Genomic DNA, 19429 nt, shown 5'->3' on the forward strand with positions numbered 1-19429 from the left:
CCCCCGCCCTCCCGGACGACGCCGCGCCGCGCGCGGGCTCCCCGTCGGGCGTCGCTGCGAGCCGATGTCGGAGGTGCGACGTACCGTGGCTGCATGCGGATCCTGCACACCTCCGACTGGCATATCGGGCGCACCTTCCACGGGCACTCGACGCTCGACGCGCTGAGCGCGGTGCTGGCCGCGCTCGTCGAGCAGGTGCGCGAGAACGCCGTCGACCTGATCGTCGTGGCCGGAGACGTCTTCGACTCGGCCGCTCCGTCGGCCGCCTGCTACCCCGTGCTCACGCAGACGCTGGCCTCTCTGACCGAGACCGGGGCGAAGGTCGTGGTCACCAGCGGCAACCACGATTCGGCGGCTCGGCTGGGCTTCCAGTCCGCACTGCTGCGCGACGAGATCACGGTGATCACCGACCCCGCGACGGTGGGGACGCCGGTCACCCTCGTCGACGCCCACGGTCCGGTGCACGTCTACGGCATCCCGTACCTCGAGCCCGCCATCGTGCGCCATCTGTGGAAGGGCGTCGAGCTGCGCACTCAGGCGCAGACGATGGCGCACGCGTTCGGGCTCATCCGCGCCGACATGGCCGAGCGCGGCGGTCGTGCCGTGGTCGCCGCCCACTGCTTCGCCGCCGGGGTCGATTCCACGCCCGGCGTCGAGCGCGAGATCCGCCAGGGCGGTCTCGACGTCGTCCCGCTGTCGACCTTCGACGGGCCCGACTACGTGGCACTGGGGCACATCCACGGTCGCCAGCAGTTGTCCGACCGGGTCCGATATGCGGGGGCGCCGGTGCACTACAGCTTCGGCGAGGCGGGCAAGCCGCGAGGGTCCTGGCTCGTCGATCTCGACGCCGACGGCCTCGCCACGGTGTCGTGGCTCGCCCTGCCGGTCCCACGGCCTCTCGCGACCCTGCGGGGGTCGCTCGAAGAGCTGCTCACGGCCGACCGGTTCGCCGGTCACGACGAGCACTGGGTGCGCGCCGAATACACCGACGCCACTCCGCAGCCCGATCCGATGCGCCGGTTGCAGGCCCGCTTCCCATGGTGCGCGACCGTCGTGCACCTCCCCGAGAACACGAGGGACGACGACGCCGTGGGCTATGCCCGACGCGTGCGTGCGGCTCGCGACGACGGCGAGGTCATCGACGCCTTCCTCTCGCACGTCCGCGAAGGCGAGGCGGCGTCGGAGGCCGAACGCGCCCTCATCCGGGAGGTGCTCGACGCGCGTCGAGTCGCGGAGGCACGGTCGTGAAGCTGCACCGCCTCGAACTCGAGGGCTTCGGACCGTTCCTCGAGACGCAGACCGTCGATTTCGACGCCTTCGCCGCGGACGGCATCTTCCTCATCACCGGCCGCACGGGCGCGGGCAAGTCGAGTGTGCTCGACGGCGTCTGCTACGCCCTGTACGGGGGAGTCCCGCGATACGACGGCGCCGAGCGTCGGCTGCGCAGCGATCACTGCGCACCCGACGATCCGACGCGGGTGACGCTCGAGTTCAGCGCCGCCGGGCGACGCTGGCGCATCACGCGTTCGCCCGAGTTCGAGCGCCCCAAGCGCCGAGGCGGGGGAACGACCAAGGAGCCCCACCGGGCGCTGCTCGAGGTGTCGACCGACGAGGGGTGGACGGGCGTCGCCGCGCGCCCCGTCGACGTGGCCGCGCAGCTCGACGAGATCCTCGGGCTCTCGCAGCAGCAGTTCCTCCAGGTCATCCTGCTCGCTCAGAACCGCTTCGCGCGATTCCTGCTCGCGAAGAACGACGAGCGGTTGGGCCTCCTGCGCACCCTGTTCGGCACCCGCACCTTCGAGCAGTACGCCACCGATCTCGACGACCGCCGCAAGCGCGCCCAAGACGCGCTCGCGGCCGAGGGGGTGGAGGTGACCACGCTGCTCGACGAGGCTGAACGCCTGGCCGGAGAGCTCGATGCCGTCGACTCCGACCACGGTGGCGTCGACGCCGACCAGTCGGGGGATGCCGGCGCAGACGCCCGCGCCGGTTCGCTGTCGAGTGTCGACCGGCTGGCCCGTATCGTGCGGTCCGTCGAACGCGCCGAGTACCGCGTCGAGACCCTCGCGCGCGAACGCGAGGCAGCCGATGCGCGCCTGGACGCCGCCCTGCTCGCGGAGCGGGATGCGACCGCGTTGCGGGAGCGTCAGGACGAGCGGCAACGGGTCCGCGAGCGGCTCGCCACTCTGGAGGGCGACGACGAACGCATCCGCGCGTTCCGCGCCGAAGCCGCCCTCGCGGCGGACGCGGAAGGCATTCGCAGCGCCCTCGAGAGCGGGGCGGCGACGGCCTCGACCGCGGCCGACGCGACCGATCGCGTGCGCGCCGCAGCCGACGCCGCGCGGGTGCTCGGCGAATCGGTCGGCAGCACCGACGACGACATCGCCCTCCTGCGTACGCCGGGTGTCGAGCCCGACATGAGCACGCCTCCCGTCGAGGCGAGCGTCGCCGTCGACCTCGACGACGCGTTGGCCCGGCGCGCCGACGACCTCACCGCATCGCTGTCCCGCGGAGAGGCGGCGCTCGCCGCCGAGGGCGAGGCGCGCGGGGTCGACGCCGACATCGAGAGGATCCTCGCGCGGGTGTCGACGGCGGACGCGGAACGAGAGGCTCTCGTCGGCGGCCGCGCCGACCTCCCCGCGATGCTCGCGACGCTCGACGAGCGTCTGACCGAACTCGTCACGGGAGCCGCGCGTCGGGAGGCCGCGATCGTCGCGCGTGATGAAGTGCGTCGCCGCCTCGAGGCCTCTCGCGAAGCGGCCCGTCTGCTCGAGCACCGCGATCAGGCCGACCTCGCGTCGCTCGTCCGCTCCGACGCCCTCCAGCGAGCCGTCGAGGCGTGGACCACGCTCCTCCGGCGACGGCTCGACGGAGCCGCCGTCGAGCTCGCCCACGATCTCGTCGACGGCGAGCCGTGCGCCGTCTGTGGTTCGCGGGAGCATCCGCACCCCGCGCGGGGCGGCGCCGCACCGGTCTCCGACGATGAACTGGCGTCCGCTGAGGAGCGCAAGAACCTCGCCGCCGAAGAAGACCGCCTCGCATCCGACGCGGCGCGGGTCGCGCGAGACGCCCATGCCCTGGCCGCGGCTCGGGCGGGCGGAGAAGACGTCCAGACGCTGACGGCCCGACTCGCGACAAGCGAGGAGGAGGTCGCTCAGGCGACCGCCGATGCGGAGGAGCACGAGCGGGTGCGGCTCGAGCGCGCGGCAGCGAGCGATCTCGGGGAGAAGATCGCCCGACGCCTCGACGAAGTGGGCGACGAGCTCGCCGAGGCCCGCCAGGAGCTCGCGCTCGCGAGGCAGCGAGCCGAAGACCTCCAACGGGTCGTGGCCGACGCGCGCGGGTCGTTCGACTCGGTCGCCGCGCGCCAGCGCGACCTCCGGGCACGACGCGACGTGATCCGCGAGCTCCGTGACGCGCGCGCTGATCTGGCCCGGGCGCTCGAGGCGCAGGAGGCGGCCGACCGGGCCCTTTCTGCGCTGATCGCCGACAGCCCGTTCGCCGACGCGGCCTCCGTCGCGGCCGCGTTGCGTTCCGACATCGACCGACGTCGACTTGAGGGCGTGGTGGCCGAGTACACCGCGACCGTGACCTCCGCCCGGGAACGGCTCCTGGAGCTCGAGCTCCAGCTCGCCGGTGCCGATGACGAGCCGCTCGAGCTCGCCCCGTTCGTCGCCGAGGTCGCCTCCGCGCGAACGGCCGTGCAAGATGCGGCTGCGGCACACGCGGCAGCGCGGGCGCTGGCCGAGCGACTGCGGGCGCTCGCGGAGCGCGCCGATGCCGCTCACGCCTCGGTCGCCGCGCTGGTCGCGGAGCACGCGGTCATCGCGCGGTTGGCCGACACCGTCGCGGGACGCGCGCCGAACACGCGCCGCATGACCTTGGAGACCTTCGTCCTGGCGGCGGAGCTCGAAGAGATCGTGGCGGCCGCCAACGTCCGCCTCGATGACATGTCGTCCGGCCGTTACCGTCTGCAGCACACCGACGCGCTCGCGGCTCGAGGCGCCGCGAGCGGGCTCGGGCTCGAGATCATGGACGCGTTCACCGGGCAGTGCCGACCGCCGCAATCGCTGTCCGGGGGAGAGACCTTCCTGACCTCGCTCGCCCTCGCCCTGGGGCTCGCCGAGGTGGTCACCGCCCGGGCGGGCGGCATCCATCTCGATACGCTCTTCATCGACGAAGGGTTCGGTTCCCTCGACGACGACACGCTCGACCTCGCGATGCGCACCCTCGACGAGTTGCGACAGGGCGGACGCACGGTGGGCGTCATCAGCCACGTGGCCTCGATGAAGGATCAACTGCCGGCGCAGTTGCACGTGACGGCCACCCCGCGGGGCCCGAGCGTGATCCGGCACGACCACGCGGTGACGCCTGTCTGAGAGAGGGGGCAGCGCGCCCGTCTAGGCTGATCGCATGCGCAAGAGCACCCTCTGGACCGTTCTCGGGGTCATCGCGGCCGTGATCATCGCCTGGGTCGTCGTGAACGTGCTGTTCTCGCTCATCGCCTTCGTCTTCCGCCTCGTCGCCGTCGCGATCGTCGCGCTCATCGTGTTCCTCGTGCTGCGTGCCGTCTTCGCGCGCCGCGACGTGGACTGACCGACGGAGCGCTGCGTCGGCGACCCGCTCCTGTGCCGCAACGGGGGCGACCGATACGGTGATGCGTCGGGCGCGCCCGTGCGCCATGTCGACGGGCGGTCGGCGATCGGTCCCGCAGGGGTGACGTTCCGCCGCGACAGCACCGGTCGGCGATGAGTCCCGCGCGCCGACGATCCGCTGCGTAGCGGTCGGTCGGGCCGACGCAAGCCCGTCCGTGGTGTCGGAGGTCGGGAGTAGCGTCCCCCTCGATGTCCGAGAAGTCGCCCGCCCCCGCAGAGACCGCCCACCCCGCCACCCGCGACATCGCGCTGTCGCCGAAGCATCGCTGGAGGGCTTACTGGGTCGCGGTCGCCGTGGCGGCGCTCACCATCCTCGACCTCACGAAGGTCAACGTCGCTCTTCCGTCGATCGAGGCAGCTCTGAACGCTGGCCCCACTGAGCTGCAGCTCGTCGTCTCGGGCTACATCCTCACCTTCGGGCTCGTCCTGGTGCCGGCGGGGCGTCTGGGCGACATCCGCTCGCGCCGCGTGCTCTTCCTCGTGGGCTTGTCGCTGTTCCTGGTCACGAGCCTGGCCTGCGCGCTCGCGCCCAACACCACGGTGCTGCTCGCCGCCCGTCTGCTGCAGGGCGTGGCCGCCGGCATCCAGATGCCGCAGGTGCTCGGGTTGGTGCAGCAGTTGTTCCAGGGCAAGGAGCGCGGGCGCGCCTTCGGTCTCTTCGGGGCCACGATCGGTATCGCCACCGCCTTCGGACCGACGCTCGGTGGTCTGCTCATCGCGCTGGGCGGCGACACCGACGGGTGGCGGCTGATCTTCTGGATCAACATCCCCCTGGTCGCCGTCGTCATCGCCCTCGCGGCGTGGCTGCTGCCGAACACGCGCGAGAAATCGCGGCGCCGCCTCGACCTCGACCCCGTCGGCGTCCTGCTGTTCGCGCTGACGATCCTGGCGCTCATGTGGCCGTTCCTGTTCACGACGGGCAGCCCCGACGACGATCCCAACCGGTGGTGGTTGCTCGTGGCATCCGTCGTCTTCGCCGCGGCCTTCGTCTTCTGGGAGCGCCGCTATGCGGATCGGGGGCGGATGCCGCTCATGCCGTTCTCGATCTTCTCGCTGTCGTCGTACCGCAACGGCGTGCTGATCTCGACCGCGTACTTCTCGGCCGTGCCGGCGATGTTCCTGCTCGGCACGCTCTTCCTGCAGGGCGGTCTGGGACTCGCGCCGGTCTTCGCCGGCATGGTCACGATCGGGTTCGCGGTCGCGTCGGCGGCGAGTTCATGGGTCGGCGGGAACCTCGTGACCCGGCTCGGACGTCCGCTCGTGGTGTGGGGCATCCTCGGCATGGTGGTGACCGCCGGCGGGCTCGTGCTCGTCGCCCTGTTCACCGCGCCCGAATGGACGCCGTGGGCGATGGCCGCCGTGATGGTGTTCGGCGGTTTCGCCGGGGGCCTGGTGATCTCCCCCAATCAGACCCTCACCCTGGCCGACATCCCCGTCCGCAGTGGTGGGGTCGCGGGATCCGTCGGTCAGCTCGGCCAGCGCATCGGCACGGCGGTGGGCACGGCGATCGCCCTCGCCCTCTTCTACGCCACGGTGTACCGCGAGCAGGGCAGCGTCGACGACACCGTCGTGCTGTACCACGACGCCTACGCGTCGGGAATGATCACCGTCGGCATCTTCCTCGGGCTGGCGCTCATCGTCGGCGTGGCAGACCTCGCCGGCCGCGCGCGGTCGGGGTCTCAGACGCCCTGAGCCGCGGCCTCTGCCGTTGCGGGTCAGACGCCGTAGCGGGAGCGGATCTCCGCGCGCAGGTCGTGGCTGCAGCGCTCGACCACGTCATCCCACAGTTCGGTCGCGCCGTCCTGCGCGCGGTCGGACACGGCGCGCAGGATGCGGATGGGCACACCGAACTGCTGGGCGACCCAGATCAGCGCGTACGACTCCATGTCGACCAGACTCGCCCCCAGCTCGCGGATGAGCCGCACGGTGTCGGCGTCGTCGACGAAATGGTCGCCCGTGGCGATGACGAGGCCCTCGTGGCCCGTTTCGACCCGCGTCGGCAGCGAGACGTGCTCGCCGAAGGTGCCGTCCAGCCCTTTCACGTCGTGCTGGATCGCGCCGGCGAGGTCGTAGATCCCGCCCTCGACCTCGTCGTCGATCGCGCCGGCCGTTCCGACGACCACGATCTCCTCGTACTCGCCCGTCGACAGCGCACGCGTCAACGCGTACGCGGCCGGGATCTTGCCCACTCCGGTGAGCAGGCGTTCGAAGCCGGGGAGGTCGTCCTCGAAGGCGACGAGTTCGGATGCGTGGGCGGCGACCAGGAGTTTCACCCTCTCATTCTCGCCGGAATCGGCGGAGGAGAACGGATGCCGAGAACAGGGGCCGAGCGTGCCCGTGTCCCGCCGAGCGGAACACGGGCACGAACTCAGCTCTGGGCCGCGTCCGACGCGTCCGTGAGGCGCGAGATCTCATCCGGGGTCAGCTCCAGGGAGGCGCTGGCCAGCAGGTCGGCGACCTGCGAGACCTTCGACGCGCTCGCGATGGGGGCGGCGACCGTCGGCTGCGCGCGCAGCCACGCGAGGGCCGTCGACGCGATCGACGCCTCGTGGGCACGACCCACCTCATCGAGGGCGTCGATCAGGGCGAGTCCGGCCGGGGTGGCCAGCTTCGCGGCGCCCTCTGCCCGGGGCGAGTCGCCCGCGGCATCCGCGCTGCGGTACTTGCCCGTGAGGAAGCCGCTGGCCAGGGCGTAGTACGGCACGAGCGACATGCCGTACTGCTCGGCGACGGGGACGATGTCGCGCTCGACCTCGGTGCGGTGCACGAGGTTGTAGTGCGGCTGCACGGCGACGGGGAGGTCGGCGCCGGCGGCCTCGGCGAGCGAGATCCACTCGCGGATCCGGGCGGCGGAGTAGTTCGACACGGCGACGTAGCGCACCAGACCGTCGGCGACCAGGTCGGCGAAGGCCGCGACGGTCTCCTCGAGGGGCGTCTGCTCGTCGTCGAAGTGCGCGTAGTACAGGTCGATGGTGTCGACACCGAGGCGACCGAGCGAGGCCTCTGCGGCGGCGCGCACGTTCTTGGCGGACAGGCCGCGGAAATCGGGGTGCTGGCTGACCTTCGTCGCCACCACGACGTTCTCCGGCTTGCGCGAGGCCAGCCACTCGCCGATGAGCGTCTCGCTCTCGCCACCCGCGTTGCCCGGAACCCAGGCGCTGTAAGCGTCGGCGGTGTCGATGAAGTTGCCTCCACCGGCGTGGAACGCGTCGAGCACCTCGAACGAGGTGTCGCGGTCGGCGGTCCAGCCGAAGACGTTGCCGCCGAGCGAGAGGGGGAGGATGTCGAGGTCGCTGCGTCCGATGCGCGTCATGATGCCCTTTCTGCAGAGGTCGAGTGACCTCGAGGACAACCGCGCGCTGTCGTGGGCATTCCCGAGACGAGCGTTCGCGCGTGTCTCGGGTCCACGCGCTCGCGTGTCTCGGCCTCGCGTCGGCGCGCGTTCTCATCACGCGCGCGTGATCGCGCAACTCTCGCGGGCGTTCCCCGCGGCGCGCCGGGTCAGCTTCCGCCGGACAGGATGCCGATGAGTCCGCTGACGAGCAGCCACAGGCCGATGCCGGCTCCGGCGATCCAGATCACGACCGTCCCGGCGGGGTACTTCTTCTTGCCGTCGCCGGCGGGGCCCTCGGGCGCGCTCACGAGCGCACCATCATGACGATCGAGACGACGAGCACGGCGAGACCTCCGATGACGGCGATGGCGGCGATGATCGGCCCGCCCCCGGTGAGGAACGCGGCCACGCCGAGGGCGAGGAACAGCACGGCCAGGACGATGCCGACGATCTGATACACCCGGTACCGCCGGCTGACGTTCGACGTCTTCTGATCGCTCACGCTGTCCCCCTTCCCCCCAGGCTACCGAAAAGCTGTGGTTCTCCTGAGCCGATCGGGCCCACCCCCGTCCGTCCCGGCGTAGCGTATGCGCATGGCGCGCCCCGTTCCCGATCCCGTCCGCCCCGGCCAGGAGTCCGTGTGGGACTACCCGCGGCCGCCCCGCGTCGAACGGGTGAGGAAGCGCGCGCAGATCGACTTCGGCGGCGTGCGCATCGTCGACACCGACGACGTGGTGCGCGTGCTGGAGACCAGCCACCCTCCGGTCTACTACCTGCCCATCGCGGCTTTCGGCGACGCGCTGACGCTCGGTGAGGGAGCGTCGTTCTGCGAGTTCAAGGGCGGTGCGCGCTACTTCGACGTCCACGGCGGCGGGGGAGCGGTCGCCGTGCGCGCGGCCTGGAACTACCCGCATCCGATGCCCGGGTACGAGATCCTCGACGATCGCGTCGCCGTCTACGCCGGGGAGATGGACCGGTGCGTCCTCGGAGGGGAGGTCGTCGAGCCGCAGCCGGGCGGGTTCTACGGCGGCTGGGTGACGAGCGACCTCGCCGGCCCGTTCAAGGGCGTGCCGGGATCGATGGGCTGGTAGCCCGGCTCCTCGTCCGTCGCGCGGTCAGTCGCGCGCGAAAGCCTGCGGCACGGCCGCGTGCAGATCGGCCAGCCACGCGCGGGCGTTGCCGTCGGACGGGGCGCGCCAGTCTCCGCGCGGCGACAGCGATCCCGCGGGCGAGACCTTCGGCCCGTTCGGGATGGCGGTGCGCTTGAACTGCGCGAACCCGAAGAAGCGGGAGAGGAAGACCTCGAGCCACTTCGCCACGGTGACGAGGTCGTACGACGGCCGCTCGCCTTCGGGGTAGCCGGGCGGCCAGGCTCCGGCATCCGGATCCGACCAGGCGTGCGCCGCGAGGAAGGCGATCTTCGAGGGTCGGAAACCGAAGCGCAGCACGTGGTAGAGCGTGAAGTCGTGCAGGTTGTACGGGCCGATGCGGTCTTCGGTCGACTGCATGCGTCCGTCTTGACCCGCGGGGACGAGCTCGGGGCTGATCTCGGTGTCGAGCACAGCCTGCAGCACGGTGACCGTCTCGGCGCTCAGCTCGCCCGAGCCGATGACCCAGCGGATGACGTGCTGGATGAGCGTCTTCGGCACGCCCGGGTTCACCGAGTAGTGGCTCATCTGGTCTCCGACGCCGTAGGTCGACCATCCGAGCGCGATCTCGGAGAGGTCGCCGGTGCCCACGACGATGCCGCCGTTCATGTTGGCGAGGCGGAAGAGGTAGTCGGTGCGCAGGCCGGCCTGCACGTTCTCGAAAGTCACGTCGTGCACCGGTTCGCCCGCGGCGAAGGGGTGGCCCATGCGGGAGAGCATCTCGGATGCCGCGGGACGGATGTCGATCTCCTCGATCGTCGCTCCGACAGCCTCGGCGAGGGCGATCGCGTTCCTCTTCGTCTTGTCGCTGGTCGCGAATCCCGGGAGGGTGTACGCGAGGATGTCGCTGCGCGGGCGCCCCATACGGTCCATGGCACGGGCGATGACGAGCAGGGCGTGGGTGGAATCCAGTCCACCGCTCACTCCGAGCACGGGACGGGGCCGGCCGATCGCCTCGAGACGCTGAACCAGGCCCGACACCTGGATGTTGAACGCCTCGTAGCAGTCCTGGGCGAGGCGGTCGGGGTCGTCGGGGACGAACGGGAAACGGTCGAGCGCGCGCCGCAGCCCGACGTCGGTCGCGGGCGGCGCCAGCTCGAACGAGACCGTGCGGAACACCGGGTTGACGGTGCGCCGATTGTCGTCGAAGGTTCCCTGCCGCAGGCGGTCCTGGCGGAGGCGGTCGAGGTCCACGTCGGCGACGCTGCGACGGGGACCGTCGGGGAAGCGTTCGGTCGTGGCCAGCAGCTGCCCGCCCTCGTGGATCATCGTCTGGCCGTCCCACGACACGTCGTTCGTCGACTCGCCCTGCCCCGCCGCCGCGTAGACGTAGGCGGCGAGACAGCGCAGCGACTGCGACTGGGACAGGAGCGTGCGATCGTCGGCCCGGCCGATCGTGATGGGGCTGCCGGAGAGGTTGGCGAGCACCGTCGCCCCGGCCAGAGCCGCACCCGATGACGGGGGTACGGGGACCCAGACGTCTTCGCACACCTCGGCGTGCAGGATGAGGCCCGGCACGTCGACCGCCTCGAAGAGGAGGTCGGGGCCGAACGGGGCGCTGCGGCCGGCCACCGTGATGACCTGACCCGCTTGATCGTCGCCCCGGGCGTACCAGCGGTGCTCGTAGAACTCGCGGTAGGTCGGCAGGTACGCCTTCGGGGCCACCCCGAGCACGCGCCCGCGGTGGACCACCACGGCGCAGTTGAAGAGGCGGTTTCCGTGGCGCAGTGGTGCCCCGACCAGCAGCACCGGAAGGAGGTCGGCCGAGGCGGTCATCAGCCGGTCGAGGGCCGCCTCGACGGCGTCGAGCAGCGGATCCTGCATGACGAGGTCGTCGATCGCGTATCCGGTGAGGCAGAGCTCGGGGAAGACGGCGACGGCGACGCCTTCGTCGTGACAGGCGCGAGCGGACGTCAGTACGGCGTCGACGTTGGTGGCGGGGTCCGCCACCGCGACGGGGACGGTGCAGGCGGCGACGCGCGCGAACCCGTGCCGGTAGACGCTCTCGAACGGCAGATCGGTGATCACCCGACCAGTCTGTCAGGCCCGTCCGACAGCGCGACGGCGGATGTGCGCGACGGGCACCCTGTGGATGCCGTGAACCCGATGTCGGAGGTCGCGATTAGCGTGGAACACCATGCGGTACATCGAGCAGGACGATCGGGTCGTCTGGAGCGCCAGCGACCTCAAGGCGGCGGCGGAATGCGAGTTCGCCTGGCTCCGAGCGATCGACGCGAAGCTCGGACGGGTCGCCCCCGTCGACGATCCCGAAGACGCCACCCTGGAGCGTGCCGCTCGTCTCGGCACCGCCCACGAGCTGCGCGTCCTCGACGACTACCGCGCGCGGTTCGGCGACGCGGTACGTGAGATCCCCGCCGCCCGTTCGTCCGACGCCGAGGCCCTCGCCGAGGCGGTGCGCCTCACCGACGACGCCCTCGCCGATCCCGCCGTCGAGGTCGTCTATCAGGCCGCGTTCTCGACGGCCGAGTTCGTCGGCTTCGCCGACTTCCTCGCGCGCGCCGACGAAGCGGATGCCGACGGCATCCGTCCCTGGATCGTGCAAGACACGAAGCTCGCACGTCGGGCGCGTGTCACCGCGCTCATGCAGCTCGCGGCCTACGTCGACCAGCTCGATCGGCTCGGCGTACGGAGGTCCGACGACGTGCAGCTGCTCCTCGGCGACGGCACGACCAGCACGCATCGGGTCGACGACCTGTTGCCGGTCTTCGCGTTGCGCCGTGCGCGTCTGCGCGCCCTGATCGCCGATCGCGATGTCGCGCGAGGGGCCGCGGGCGAGGCGATCGCCTGGGGCGACGGTCGGGGTGCCCTCGACGTCGTGGCGTGCGGCCGCTGCGCGACCTGCGAACTCGAGGTGGTCGCGCACCGCGACCTGCTGCTCGTGGCGGGCATGCGACCGGTGCAGCGCGAGCGGCTTCGCGCCGCCGGCATTCGAACGATCGACGAGCTGGCCGCAGGCGCGCAGGCTCCGACCTCGATGAGCGCCGACACGTTCGCCTCGCTGCGGACACAGGCGCGACTGCAGCTCGAGAGCCCCGCGGGCGTGCCCAGCGCCGAGGTCCCCGCCCACGCCGTACCGACGTTCGAGGTCGTCGCGCCCAAATCGCTCGGCGTGCTGCCCCGGCCCGATCACGGCGACCTGTTCTTCGACTTCGAGGGCGACCCGCTCTACACCGAGGGCACCGGCGAGCATTGGGGCATCGACTACCTCTTCGGCTGGGTCGACAGCCGAGAGACCTACGGCGCCCTGTGGGCGCACACGTTCGCCGAGGAACGCGCCGCCCTCGAACGGTTCCTCGACATGGTCGCTCTGCGTCGTCAGCAGTACCCGGGGATGCACATCTACCACTACGCCCCCTACGAGCCGACGCATCTGCTCACCATGGCGGCCCGCTACGGCGTGCGCGAGGCCGACGTCGACCGGCTCCTGCGCGACGGGGTGTTCGTCGACCTCTACCCGGTGGTCCGGCGCGCCTTGCGCGTGGGGTCGCGGTCCTACTCCATCAAGAAGCTCGAACCGCTCTACATGGGCGCCGAGGTGCGCACGAGCGACGTCCAGCGCGGCGACGACTCCATCGTCAAGTACGTCGAGGCGCGGGCCCTGGCCGCCGACGGCGACGCCGCGGGCGCCCGACGCGTGCTCGACGACCTCGCCGACTACAACCGCTACGACTGCGTCTCCACCCGGCGCCTGCGCGACTGGCTGGTCGATCGGGCGCGCGAGTCGGGAGCCGTCCCCTCGCGCAGTGCCGAGCCCGACGAGCAGGCGTACGAGCCGTCGCCGCGCGCGACGGCGCTGCAGAGGTGGGCCGCCGATGCCGCGGAGCCCGACGCCACCGCCCTGCGGCTCGCAGCCGCCGCGATCGACTACTACCCGCGCGAAGAGAAGACCTACTGGGCCACGCACTTCCTGCGCCTGCGCGAGCCGCTGTCGGTGTGGGAGGAGACGCGCGACGTGATCGTCGTCGACGCGGCGCGCTCCCGGGTGCGGACCGACTGGCACATCTCCGAATCGGGACGCGGGTCCGAGCGGCGTCTGGTCGAGCTGCGCGGCGAGCTGGCTCCCGGTACCCGGGTGAGCCCGGATGCCGAACCCTTCGCCGTCTACGACCTCCCCGCGCCGTTCCCCCTCGAGACGCGCCCCCGCTGGATCCACGGTGCGCGCCGCGTGACGGTGCGCGAGGTGCTCGACGACGGCGTGGTGATCGAGGAGATCGCGGCCGACGGTGTCACCTGGGACGATCTGCCGCTCGCCCTCACTCCTCCCGCCCCGCCGCGGGCCGGCAACCAGCAGAAGGCGATCGACGCGTGGGCCGATGCGGTGCTCGCTGCCGCGCCGAGTATCCCCGACGGCCCCGCGGCCGACATCCTGCGCCGCATCCCCCCGCGCACCCGGTCCGGCGCACTCGCCCCCGTGACCGCCATCGCGGGCGCTGCCGGCGACGACGAGGTCGCGGCGATCGCCCGCAGCGTCGCCGACCTCGACCACAGCTACCTCGCGGTGCAGGGACCCCCGGGCACCGGCAAGACGTACGTCGGGTCGCACGTCATCGCGCGGCTGGTGGCCGAGCGCGGCTTCCGTGTGGGCGTGGTGGCGCAGTCTCACGCCACCATCGAGCACATGCTCGACCGGGTCATCGCGGCGGGTGTGCCGGCGTCCCGGGTCGGCAAGGCGCCGAAAGACCCCGGCTCCGCGCACGCGTTCACGGTGCTGCCCAAGAACGGCGTCGCGGCCTTCACCGGCGAGAACGCGGCGCACGGATTCGTCGTGGGCGGCACCGCCTGGGACTTCAGTCACGAGGCGCGCATTCCCCGCGGCAGCCTCGACCTCCTCGTCATCGATGAAGCGGGTCAGTTCTCGCTGGCTTCGACCATCGCCGTCTCCCTCGCCGCGACCCGTCTGCTCCTTCTCGGCGATCCGCAGCAGCTCCCGCAGGTCAGCCAGGGCACGCACCCCGAGCCCGTCGACACGTCGGCGCTGGGGTGGATCATCGACGGGGCCGAGGTCGTGCCCCCCGAACTGGGGTACTTCCTCGCGCGCACCCGCCGTATGCACCCCGCGGTCGCGGAGCCGGTGTCGCGCCTGTCGTACGAGGGTCGCCTCGCGGCGCACCCGTCCACGGCGCTCCGACACCTCGACGGCATCGCCCCGGGCGTGCACGTGCGTCCGGTGCCGCACCGGGGCAACGCCACGGCATCGCCGGAGGAAGCCGACGAGGTCGTGCGCACTGTCGCCGACCTGGTCGGTCGCGAGTGGACGGGGGCCGAGGGCGGGGCCGGAGATTCCGCGACGGTGGAGCCTCCTCGTGCACTGCGCGCCGACGACATCATCGTCATCACCCCGTACAACGCGCAGCAGGTCGCCGTCGAGGAAGCGCTGGCCGCGGCGGGCTACGGCGACGTCCCCGTCGGGACGGTCGACAGGTTCCAAGGGAAGGAGGCGGTGGTCGCGATCCTCACCCTGGCGGCGTCATCGGGCCGAGACGCCCCGCGCGGGCTCGAGTTCCTGCTGCTGCGCAACCGCATCAACGTCGCCATCTCGCGCGCGATGCAGGCGGCGTACGTCATCTCGTCGCCTGCTCTGCTCGACGACCTGCCCCGCACGCCCGAGGGCGTCGCACGCCTCAGCGCGTTCGCGCGTCTGGTCGGCGCCGACGCCTGACGTCGAGGGGCGGCGTCGGGCGGTGGGGGACCGACGGGAGCCCGCCGCAGTGCGTCCGCGCGTCCGGTGGGCGCCGACGCCTGACCTCGACGGGCTCCGTCAGGCCGTGCCGTACAGGCGGTCGCCCGCGTCACCGAGTCCGGGCACGATGTACCCCTTCTCGTTGAGGCGCTCGTCGACGGCGCCCAGGACCAGGGTCACGTCGTGCCCCTCGACCTGCTTCTCGATCGCCGCGACACCCTCCGGGGCGCCGAGCAGGCAGATCGCCGTGACGTCCTGCGCTCCGCGGGCGAAGAGGAATTTGATGGCGGCGCCGAGCGACCCGCCCGTCGCGAGCATCGGGTCGAGCACGAAGCACTGACGGTCGCTCAGGTCGTCGGGCAGACGCTCGGCGTACGTCGTGGGCTCGAAGGTCTCCTCGTCGCGCACCATCCCCAGGAAGCCGACCTCGGCGGTGGGGAGGAGCTTGACCATGCCCTCGAGCATGCCGAGACCCGCGCGCAGGATCGGGACGACGATCGGGCGCGGCTCGCTGATCTTCACCCCCATCGTGGTGGTGACGGGCGTCTGGATCTCGATGGGGTCGACGCGGACGTTCCGGGTCGCCTCGTACGCGAGGAGCGTGACGAGCTCCTCGGTGAGCTGCCGGAACACCGGCGACGACGTCTGCACGTCACGCAGCACCGTGAGCTTGTGGGTGATGAGGGGGTGGTCGGCGACGTGGACACGCATAGGCTCAAGGCTAACCGCTTCCCCCGCGCGCCTCAGCCCTCGTTTTCCGGAGCCCCCGTGACGCCCACCGATCGCGACCTCGCCGCGATGCGTCGCGCCTTCGCCCTCGCCGACGACGCGCAGGGCGACGGCGACGTCCCGGTGGGCGCCGTGGTCCTCGATGCGGACGGCACCGTCATCGGTGAGGGCCGCAATCTCCGCGAGGTCACGAACGATCCCACGGCGCACGCCGAGATCGTGGCCCTGCGCGAAGCGGCATCCCGGATCGGGTCCTGGCACCTCGCCGACTGCACGCTCGTGGTGACGCTGGAGCCCTGCGTCATGTGCGCCGGTGCGATTCTGCAGGCGCGAGTGCCCCGCGTCGTGTTCGGATCGTGGGATGCCAAGGCGGGCGCCGCGGGATCCATGTACGACGTTCTGCGCGACCGGCGCCTGCCGCATCGTGTCGAGGTGGTCGGCGGGGTCGAGGAGGAGCGGGCGGCCGCGCAGCTGCGCTCCTTCTTCGCGGGCCGCCGCTGAGCGTTCCCGCGCCCGACGGCCGTCAGCGGGGCAGGAGGGGCAGCACCTCGGCGCCGACGAGGTCGGCGTGCTCGATGTCGCGCAGGTCCATGAGCTGGAAGTAGACGCGCTCCGCGCCGAGCGCGCGCAGCCGTTCGACCTTCTCGGCGATCTGCGCGGGGGTGCCGATGAGATTGGCGCCGTTGTCGAACTGCTCCCGCGATTGGCCGACGGCTTCGGCGCGACGCGAGATCTCGGCGTCGTCGCGCCCGACGATGGTGGGCAGCGCCACCGACAGCTTCAGCGAGGCGGGATCGCGGTCGATCGCCTCGCACGCCGCGCGAACGACGGTGAACTTCTCGGCGACGACGTCCTCGGCGACGAAACCGATGTTGAACTCGGTCGCATAGCGAGCCGCGAGCGCGGGAGTGCGCTTCGGTCCTCCGCCCCCGACGATCACGGGGACCTGCGGCTGGACGGGCTTCGGCAGGGCGGGCGCCTCGTCGAGCCGGTAGTGCACGCCCTCGAAGCTGAAGGTCTCGGCATCCGGGGTCTGCCACAGGCCCGTGACGACCTGGAGCTGTTCCTCGAGCAGGTCGAACCGCTTCGCGGGGAACGGGATGCCGTAGGCCGCGTGCTCCCGCTCGAACCAGCCCGTGCCGAGGCCGAGCTCGGCACGACCGCCCGACATCGCGTCGACCTGGGCGACCTGGATCGCCAGGATCGAGGGGACGCGGTAGGTGACCGACGAGACGAGGGTTCCGAGGCGGATGCGAGAGGTCTCCCGGGCGAGGCCGGCGAGCGTCGTCCACGCGTCGGTGGGGCCGGGGCGCGGGTCGCCCTCGCCCATGCGGAGGTAGTGGTCGGACCGGAAGAAGCCGTCGAGACCGTGGCGCTCGGCCGACTGCGCGAAGGCGAGTTGGTCGTCGTAGCTGAAGCCCTGCTGGGGCTCGGTGAACAGGCAGTACTCCACGAGGGTCTCCGGGGGGTCTAGGGGGGGAGGTCAGTCGGCCGAACGCAGGATGATCGCCTCGGTGGGCGGCGCCGGGTCGGCGGGGCGGCCCACGTAACCGATGTGGGTGAGCAGGGCGCGGCGGAACTGCGCCGGACGCTCGAGGTGCACCGAGTGCCCCGCACCCTCGACCGGGACCTCGGTCACCTCCCCGCCTTTCTCGGCATAGGCCGCGAGCACGTCGCGGGTCTGCGAGACCATCGGCTGGGCCGGTGCGACGTCGGCGCCCGGCCATCCTGGAACGACGCCGAGGGCGCCGAGGTGGTTGAGGTCGTAGAACGACGCGTCCGAGACGATCGCGTCGGCGGTGCCGTATATCCAGAGGATGGGCGGCTTGGGGTCGAGGTCGACGACCCCCGAGACGTCGAAGTACTTCGGCGCCAGGGTGTTCAGCACGCCCGTGGGCCCCGGGGCGAATCCCGGCCACGTCGCGGTGGTCACGGCATCCCCGGGGTAGTTGCCACCGGCGGTCGAGGTGGTGAGCATCGACTCCACCCACACGTCCTCGTGCTCGCTCGTGTAGCCCGGGGCGACGTAGCCGGAGCGGAACACCGAGCGCGGAGACGTGGGTGCGTCGGCCGTGGTGTCGTGATCGATGAGACGCTGCACGAAGTCCGGGTTCGCACCGCCCGCGCCGGTACCCGCATCGTCATCCGTGAGGCGCGTGCCGTCGCGTCGCGTGCCACCGAACCCGAAGGGCGACACGGGGGACTGCAGTGTGAGCGATCGCACCGGGTGATCGAGCGCGTACTGCATCACGACGCCCCCGCCCATCGACCACCCCACGAGGTGGGCCTCGGGGATGCCGAGCGCCTGCAAGGTCTCGAAGAGGTCGTCGCTGAAATCGCGGACGCCGCGGGTGGCGTCGATCGGGGTGTGCTCGGTGCGTCCGAACCCGCGGAGATCGACCGCGAGCACCCGCAGGTCGCTCGGCAGGTCCTGCATGATCTCCTGCCAGAACAGCGACGACGACACGTTGCCGTGCACGAAGACGACGGTGTGATCCGGTGTCGTCGCCGGGTCGTCGCCGACCCGTTCGAGCACGTTGACACCCAGCCGGTCGGTCTCGACCAGGCGTGCGCTGATGCCGTCGAAGAGAGTCATGCAGGTCCTCCGTGTCGCTCGCCGGTGCCCCGGTACACCGGCTTCCGATGCTAACGCCCGCCCCTTTCGGTCGCACTCAGGCTTGCCCCGCGCGACGGGGCTGCTTCGTAGACTGGGCCTCATGACGGATGCCACCAGCTCGCTGCCCCCGATCGCGATTCTCGGCGCCGGTTCGATGGGCGGTGCGATCCTCCGCGGACTCGTCGCCGCGGGACTCGCCGACGGGGGAGTGACCGCCACCAACCGCTCCATCGCCAAGGCCGCGGAGCTCGCCGAGCTCGACGGCGTGACGAGTGTGGCTCTCGAGGCCAACCCCCGGGGCAACGCCGAGGCGGTCGCGCAGGCCGACATCGTGCTCGTCGGCGTCAAGCCCGCCATGGTGCCCGATCTGCTCGACGAGATCGCGCCGCACCTGCGGCCCGGGGCGATCGTGGTGAGCCTGGCCGCGGGAGTGACCCTCGCCACCTTCGCTCACCACCTCGGCGAGGAGGTCGCGACCCTGCGGTCGATGCCGAACACCCCGTCGCTCGTCGGCAAGGGCGTGACGGGCTTGGCGGCGGGACCCGCGGCATCCGCCGACGACGTCGCCGTCGTCCGAGCGCTCTTCGAGACCGTCGGCGCGGTGCTGGAGGTCCCCGAGGCGCAGATCGACGCGCTCTCCACGATCTCGGGTTCGGGCCCGGCGTACGTCTTCCTGCTGGTGGAGGAGTTCACCAAGGCCGCCGTACGCATGGGCTTCGACGACGACCAGGCCCGGCTGCTGGCCGAGCAGACCTTCATCGGCGCCACGACGCTCCTGGACGCCTCCGACGTCGACCCCGCCGAGCTGCGCCGCCGGGTCACGAGCCCCAAGGGCACCACCGAGCGCGCGGTCGCCGTCCTGCAGGCGGCGCACCTCGACGACACGTTCACCCGGGGCGCCGAGGCGGCCCTGGCGCGGGCGAGAGAGCTCGCCGCCGGAAGCTGACATGCGCCTGCGCTTCCCCGGCACGATCTGGTACTGGCGCGGCCCCGCGCCGTACCACTTCGTCACCGTGCCGCCCCGGGAGGCGGCCATGATCGCCGAGGTCTCGCGGGTGGTCACGTACGGCTGGGGCATGATCCCGGCCTCCGTCACCGTCGGCTCCACGCGCGTCACGACGGCCCTCTGGCCGAAGGACGGCGGCTACGTGGTCCCGATCAAGAAGGCGCTCCAGGATGCCGAGGGGCTCGGCGTCGACGACGAGATCGAGGTCGTGCTCGACATCGACGCGTGACGGGTCTCCC

The 19429-nt window shown here is 71.7% G+C and carries 17 protein-coding genes; 9 read left to right on the top strand and 8 right to left on the bottom strand.

Going from position 1 to position 19429, the window contains the following annotated elements:
- The first annotated feature begins 93 nt into the window (after nucleotides 1-93).
- The 4 genes from AB0N80_RS06670 (at nucleotide 94) to AB0N80_RS06685 (ending at nucleotide 6347) form a co-directional block, all read left to right on the top strand.
- On the top strand, nucleotides 94-1248 hold the full coding sequence (locus tag AB0N80_RS06670) for an exonuclease SbcCD subunit D (protein WP_363578258.1): 1155 nt from the start codon (nucleotides 94-96) through the stop codon (nucleotides 1246-1248).
- Nucleotides 1245-4379 (top strand): SMC family ATPase, encoded by a 3135-nt coding sequence (locus tag AB0N80_RS06675; protein WP_363578259.1) that lies wholly within the window; start codon nucleotides 1245-1247, stop codon nucleotides 4377-4379. The genes AB0N80_RS06670 and AB0N80_RS06675 overlap by 4 nt, the downstream gene beginning before the upstream one ends.
- Before the next feature lie 34 nt (nucleotides 4380-4413).
- On the top strand, nucleotides 4414-4596 hold the full coding sequence (locus AB0N80_RS06680) for a hypothetical protein (RefSeq protein ID WP_315995144.1): 183 nt from the start codon (nucleotides 4414-4416) through the stop codon (nucleotides 4594-4596).
- Nucleotides 4597-4844: 248 nt separating this feature from the next.
- Complete coding sequence (locus tag AB0N80_RS06685) at nucleotides 4845-6347, top strand: MFS transporter (protein ID WP_363578260.1); 1503 nt, start codon at nucleotides 4845-4847, stop codon at nucleotides 6345-6347.
- Between the two features lie 23 nt (nucleotides 6348-6370).
- Here the strand turns inward: AB0N80_RS06685 and AB0N80_RS06690 are convergent, their stop codons facing one another.
- From AB0N80_RS06690 to AB0N80_RS06705, 4 genes are all read right to left on the bottom strand, one after another.
- Nucleotides 6371-6928, bottom strand: a complete 558-nt coding sequence (locus tag AB0N80_RS06690; protein ID WP_315995142.1) for a nucleoside phosphorylase — start codon at nucleotides 6926-6928, stop codon at nucleotides 6371-6373.
- Between the two features lie 95 nt (nucleotides 6929-7023).
- Complete coding sequence (locus AB0N80_RS06695) at nucleotides 7024-7968, bottom strand: aldo/keto reductase (RefSeq protein ID WP_363578261.1); 945 nt, start codon at nucleotides 7966-7968, stop codon at nucleotides 7024-7026.
- Between the two features lie 188 nt (nucleotides 7969-8156).
- The gene (locus AB0N80_RS06700; RefSeq protein WP_167494236.1) at nucleotides 8157-8297 is read right to left on the bottom strand and encodes a hypothetical protein; all 141 of its coding nucleotides are present in this window, start codon (nucleotides 8295-8297) and stop codon (nucleotides 8157-8159) included.
- Nucleotides 8294-8491 (bottom strand): hypothetical protein, encoded by a 198-nt coding sequence (locus tag AB0N80_RS06705; RefSeq protein ID WP_315995140.1) that lies wholly within the window; start codon nucleotides 8489-8491, stop codon nucleotides 8294-8296. Before AB0N80_RS06705 ends, AB0N80_RS06700 begins: the two co-directional genes overlap by 4 nt.
- Nucleotides 8492-8582: 91 nt before the next feature.
- Here AB0N80_RS06705 and AB0N80_RS06710 point away from each other — a divergent pair, with 91 nt between their 5' ends.
- On the top strand, nucleotides 8583-9080 hold the full coding sequence (locus AB0N80_RS06710; RefSeq protein ID WP_363390858.1) for a DUF427 domain-containing protein: 498 nt from the start codon (nucleotides 8583-8585) through the stop codon (nucleotides 9078-9080).
- Nucleotides 9081-9104: 24 nt separating this feature from the next.
- On the opposite strand, the gene AB0N80_RS06715 is transcribed toward AB0N80_RS06710, so the two are convergent.
- On the bottom strand, nucleotides 9105-11165 hold the full coding sequence (locus AB0N80_RS06715; protein ID WP_363578262.1) for an NAD(+) synthase: 2061 nt from the start codon (nucleotides 11163-11165) through the stop codon (nucleotides 9105-9107).
- A gap of 109 nt (nucleotides 11166-11274) precedes the next feature.
- Here AB0N80_RS06715 and AB0N80_RS06720 point away from each other — a divergent pair, with 109 nt between their 5' ends.
- Nucleotides 11275-14817 carry a TM0106 family RecB-like putative nuclease gene (locus AB0N80_RS06720; RefSeq protein ID WP_363578263.1) on the top strand — a complete coding sequence of 1181 codons (3543 nt, stop codon included), beginning with the start codon at nucleotides 11275-11277 and terminating at the stop codon, nucleotides 14815-14817.
- A gap of 99 nt (nucleotides 14818-14916) precedes the next feature.
- Here the strand turns inward: AB0N80_RS06720 and upp are convergent, their stop codons facing one another.
- Entirely contained in the window at nucleotides 14917-15549 is a 633-nt protein-coding gene (gene upp / locus AB0N80_RS06725) for a uracil phosphoribosyltransferase (protein WP_076677423.1), read from the bottom strand.
- An 87-nt stretch (nucleotides 15550-15636) separates the two neighbouring features.
- Between upp and tadA the strand changes: the two genes are divergently transcribed.
- On the top strand, nucleotides 15637-16068 hold the full coding sequence (gene tadA / locus AB0N80_RS06730; protein ID WP_363578638.1) for a tRNA adenosine(34) deaminase TadA: 432 nt from the start codon (nucleotides 15637-15639) through the stop codon (nucleotides 16066-16068).
- A gap of 22 nt (nucleotides 16069-16090) precedes the next feature.
- On the opposite strand, the gene AB0N80_RS06735 is transcribed toward tadA, so the two are convergent.
- Complete coding sequence (locus AB0N80_RS06735; RefSeq protein WP_363390849.1) at nucleotides 16091-17020, bottom strand: LLM class F420-dependent oxidoreductase; 930 nt, start codon at nucleotides 17018-17020, stop codon at nucleotides 16091-16093.
- A 30-nt stretch (nucleotides 17021-17050) separates the two neighbouring features.
- On the bottom strand, nucleotides 17051-18163 hold the full coding sequence (locus AB0N80_RS06740) for an alpha/beta hydrolase (RefSeq protein ID WP_363578264.1): 1113 nt from the start codon (nucleotides 18161-18163) through the stop codon (nucleotides 17051-17053).
- 121 nt (nucleotides 18164-18284) lie between these two features.
- Between AB0N80_RS06740 and proC the strand changes: the two genes are divergently transcribed.
- Together proC and AB0N80_RS06750 are read left to right on the top strand one after the other, a co-directional pair.
- Nucleotides 18285-19130, top strand: coding sequence for a pyrroline-5-carboxylate reductase (gene proC, locus AB0N80_RS06745; RefSeq protein WP_363578265.1), 846 nt, complete (start codon nucleotides 18285-18287; stop codon nucleotides 19128-19130).
- A gap of 1 nt (nucleotide 19131) precedes the next feature.
- Complete coding sequence (locus AB0N80_RS06750; protein ID WP_315995133.1) at nucleotides 19132-19419, top strand: DUF1905 domain-containing protein; 288 nt, start codon at nucleotides 19132-19134, stop codon at nucleotides 19417-19419.
- Nucleotides 19420-19429: the final 10 nt, after the last annotated feature.

Source organism: Microbacterium sp. NPDC089188 (assembly GCF_040685155.1).
Classification (GTDB): domain Bacteria; phylum Actinomycetota; class Actinomycetes; order Actinomycetales; family Microbacteriaceae; genus Microbacterium; species Microbacterium galbum.

Bases quoted from the DNA above. Each gene is read 5' to 3' on its own strand.
- AB0N80_RS06670 (WP_363578258.1), top strand. From the start codon at position 94: ATGCGGATCCTGCACACCTCCGACTGGCATATCGGGCGCACCTTCCAC.
- AB0N80_RS06680 (WP_315995144.1), top strand. From the start codon at position 4,414: ATGCGCAAGAGCACCCTCTGGACCGTTCTCGGGGTCATCGCGGCCGTG.
- AB0N80_RS06685 (WP_363578260.1), top strand. From the start codon at position 4,845: ATGTCCGAGAAGTCGCCCGCCCCCGCAGAGACCGCCCACCCCGCCACC.
- AB0N80_RS06695 (WP_363578261.1), bottom strand. From the start codon at position 7,968: ATGACGCGCATCGGACGCAGCGACCTCGACATCCTCCCCCTCTCGCTC.
- AB0N80_RS06710 (WP_363390858.1), top strand. From the start codon at position 8,583: ATGGCGCGCCCCGTTCCCGATCCCGTCCGCCCCGGCCAGGAGTCCGTG.
- AB0N80_RS06720 (WP_363578263.1), top strand. From the start codon at position 11,275: ATGCGGTACATCGAGCAGGACGATCGGGTCGTCTGGAGCGCCAGCGAC.
- upp (WP_076677423.1), bottom strand. From the start codon at position 15,549: ATGCGTGTCCACGTCGCCGACCACCCCCTCATCACCCACAAGCTCACG.
- tadA (WP_363578638.1), top strand. From the start codon at position 15,637: ATGCGTCGCGCCTTCGCCCTCGCCGACGACGCGCAGGGCGACGGCGAC.
- AB0N80_RS06740 (WP_363578264.1), bottom strand. From the start codon at position 18,163: ATGACTCTCTTCGACGGCATCAGCGCACGCCTGGTCGAGACCGACCGG.
- proC (WP_363578265.1), top strand. From the start codon at position 18,285: ATGACGGATGCCACCAGCTCGCTGCCCCCGATCGCGATTCTCGGCGCC.
- AB0N80_RS06750 (WP_315995133.1), top strand. From the start codon at position 19,132: ATGCGCCTGCGCTTCCCCGGCACGATCTGGTACTGGCGCGGCCCCGCG.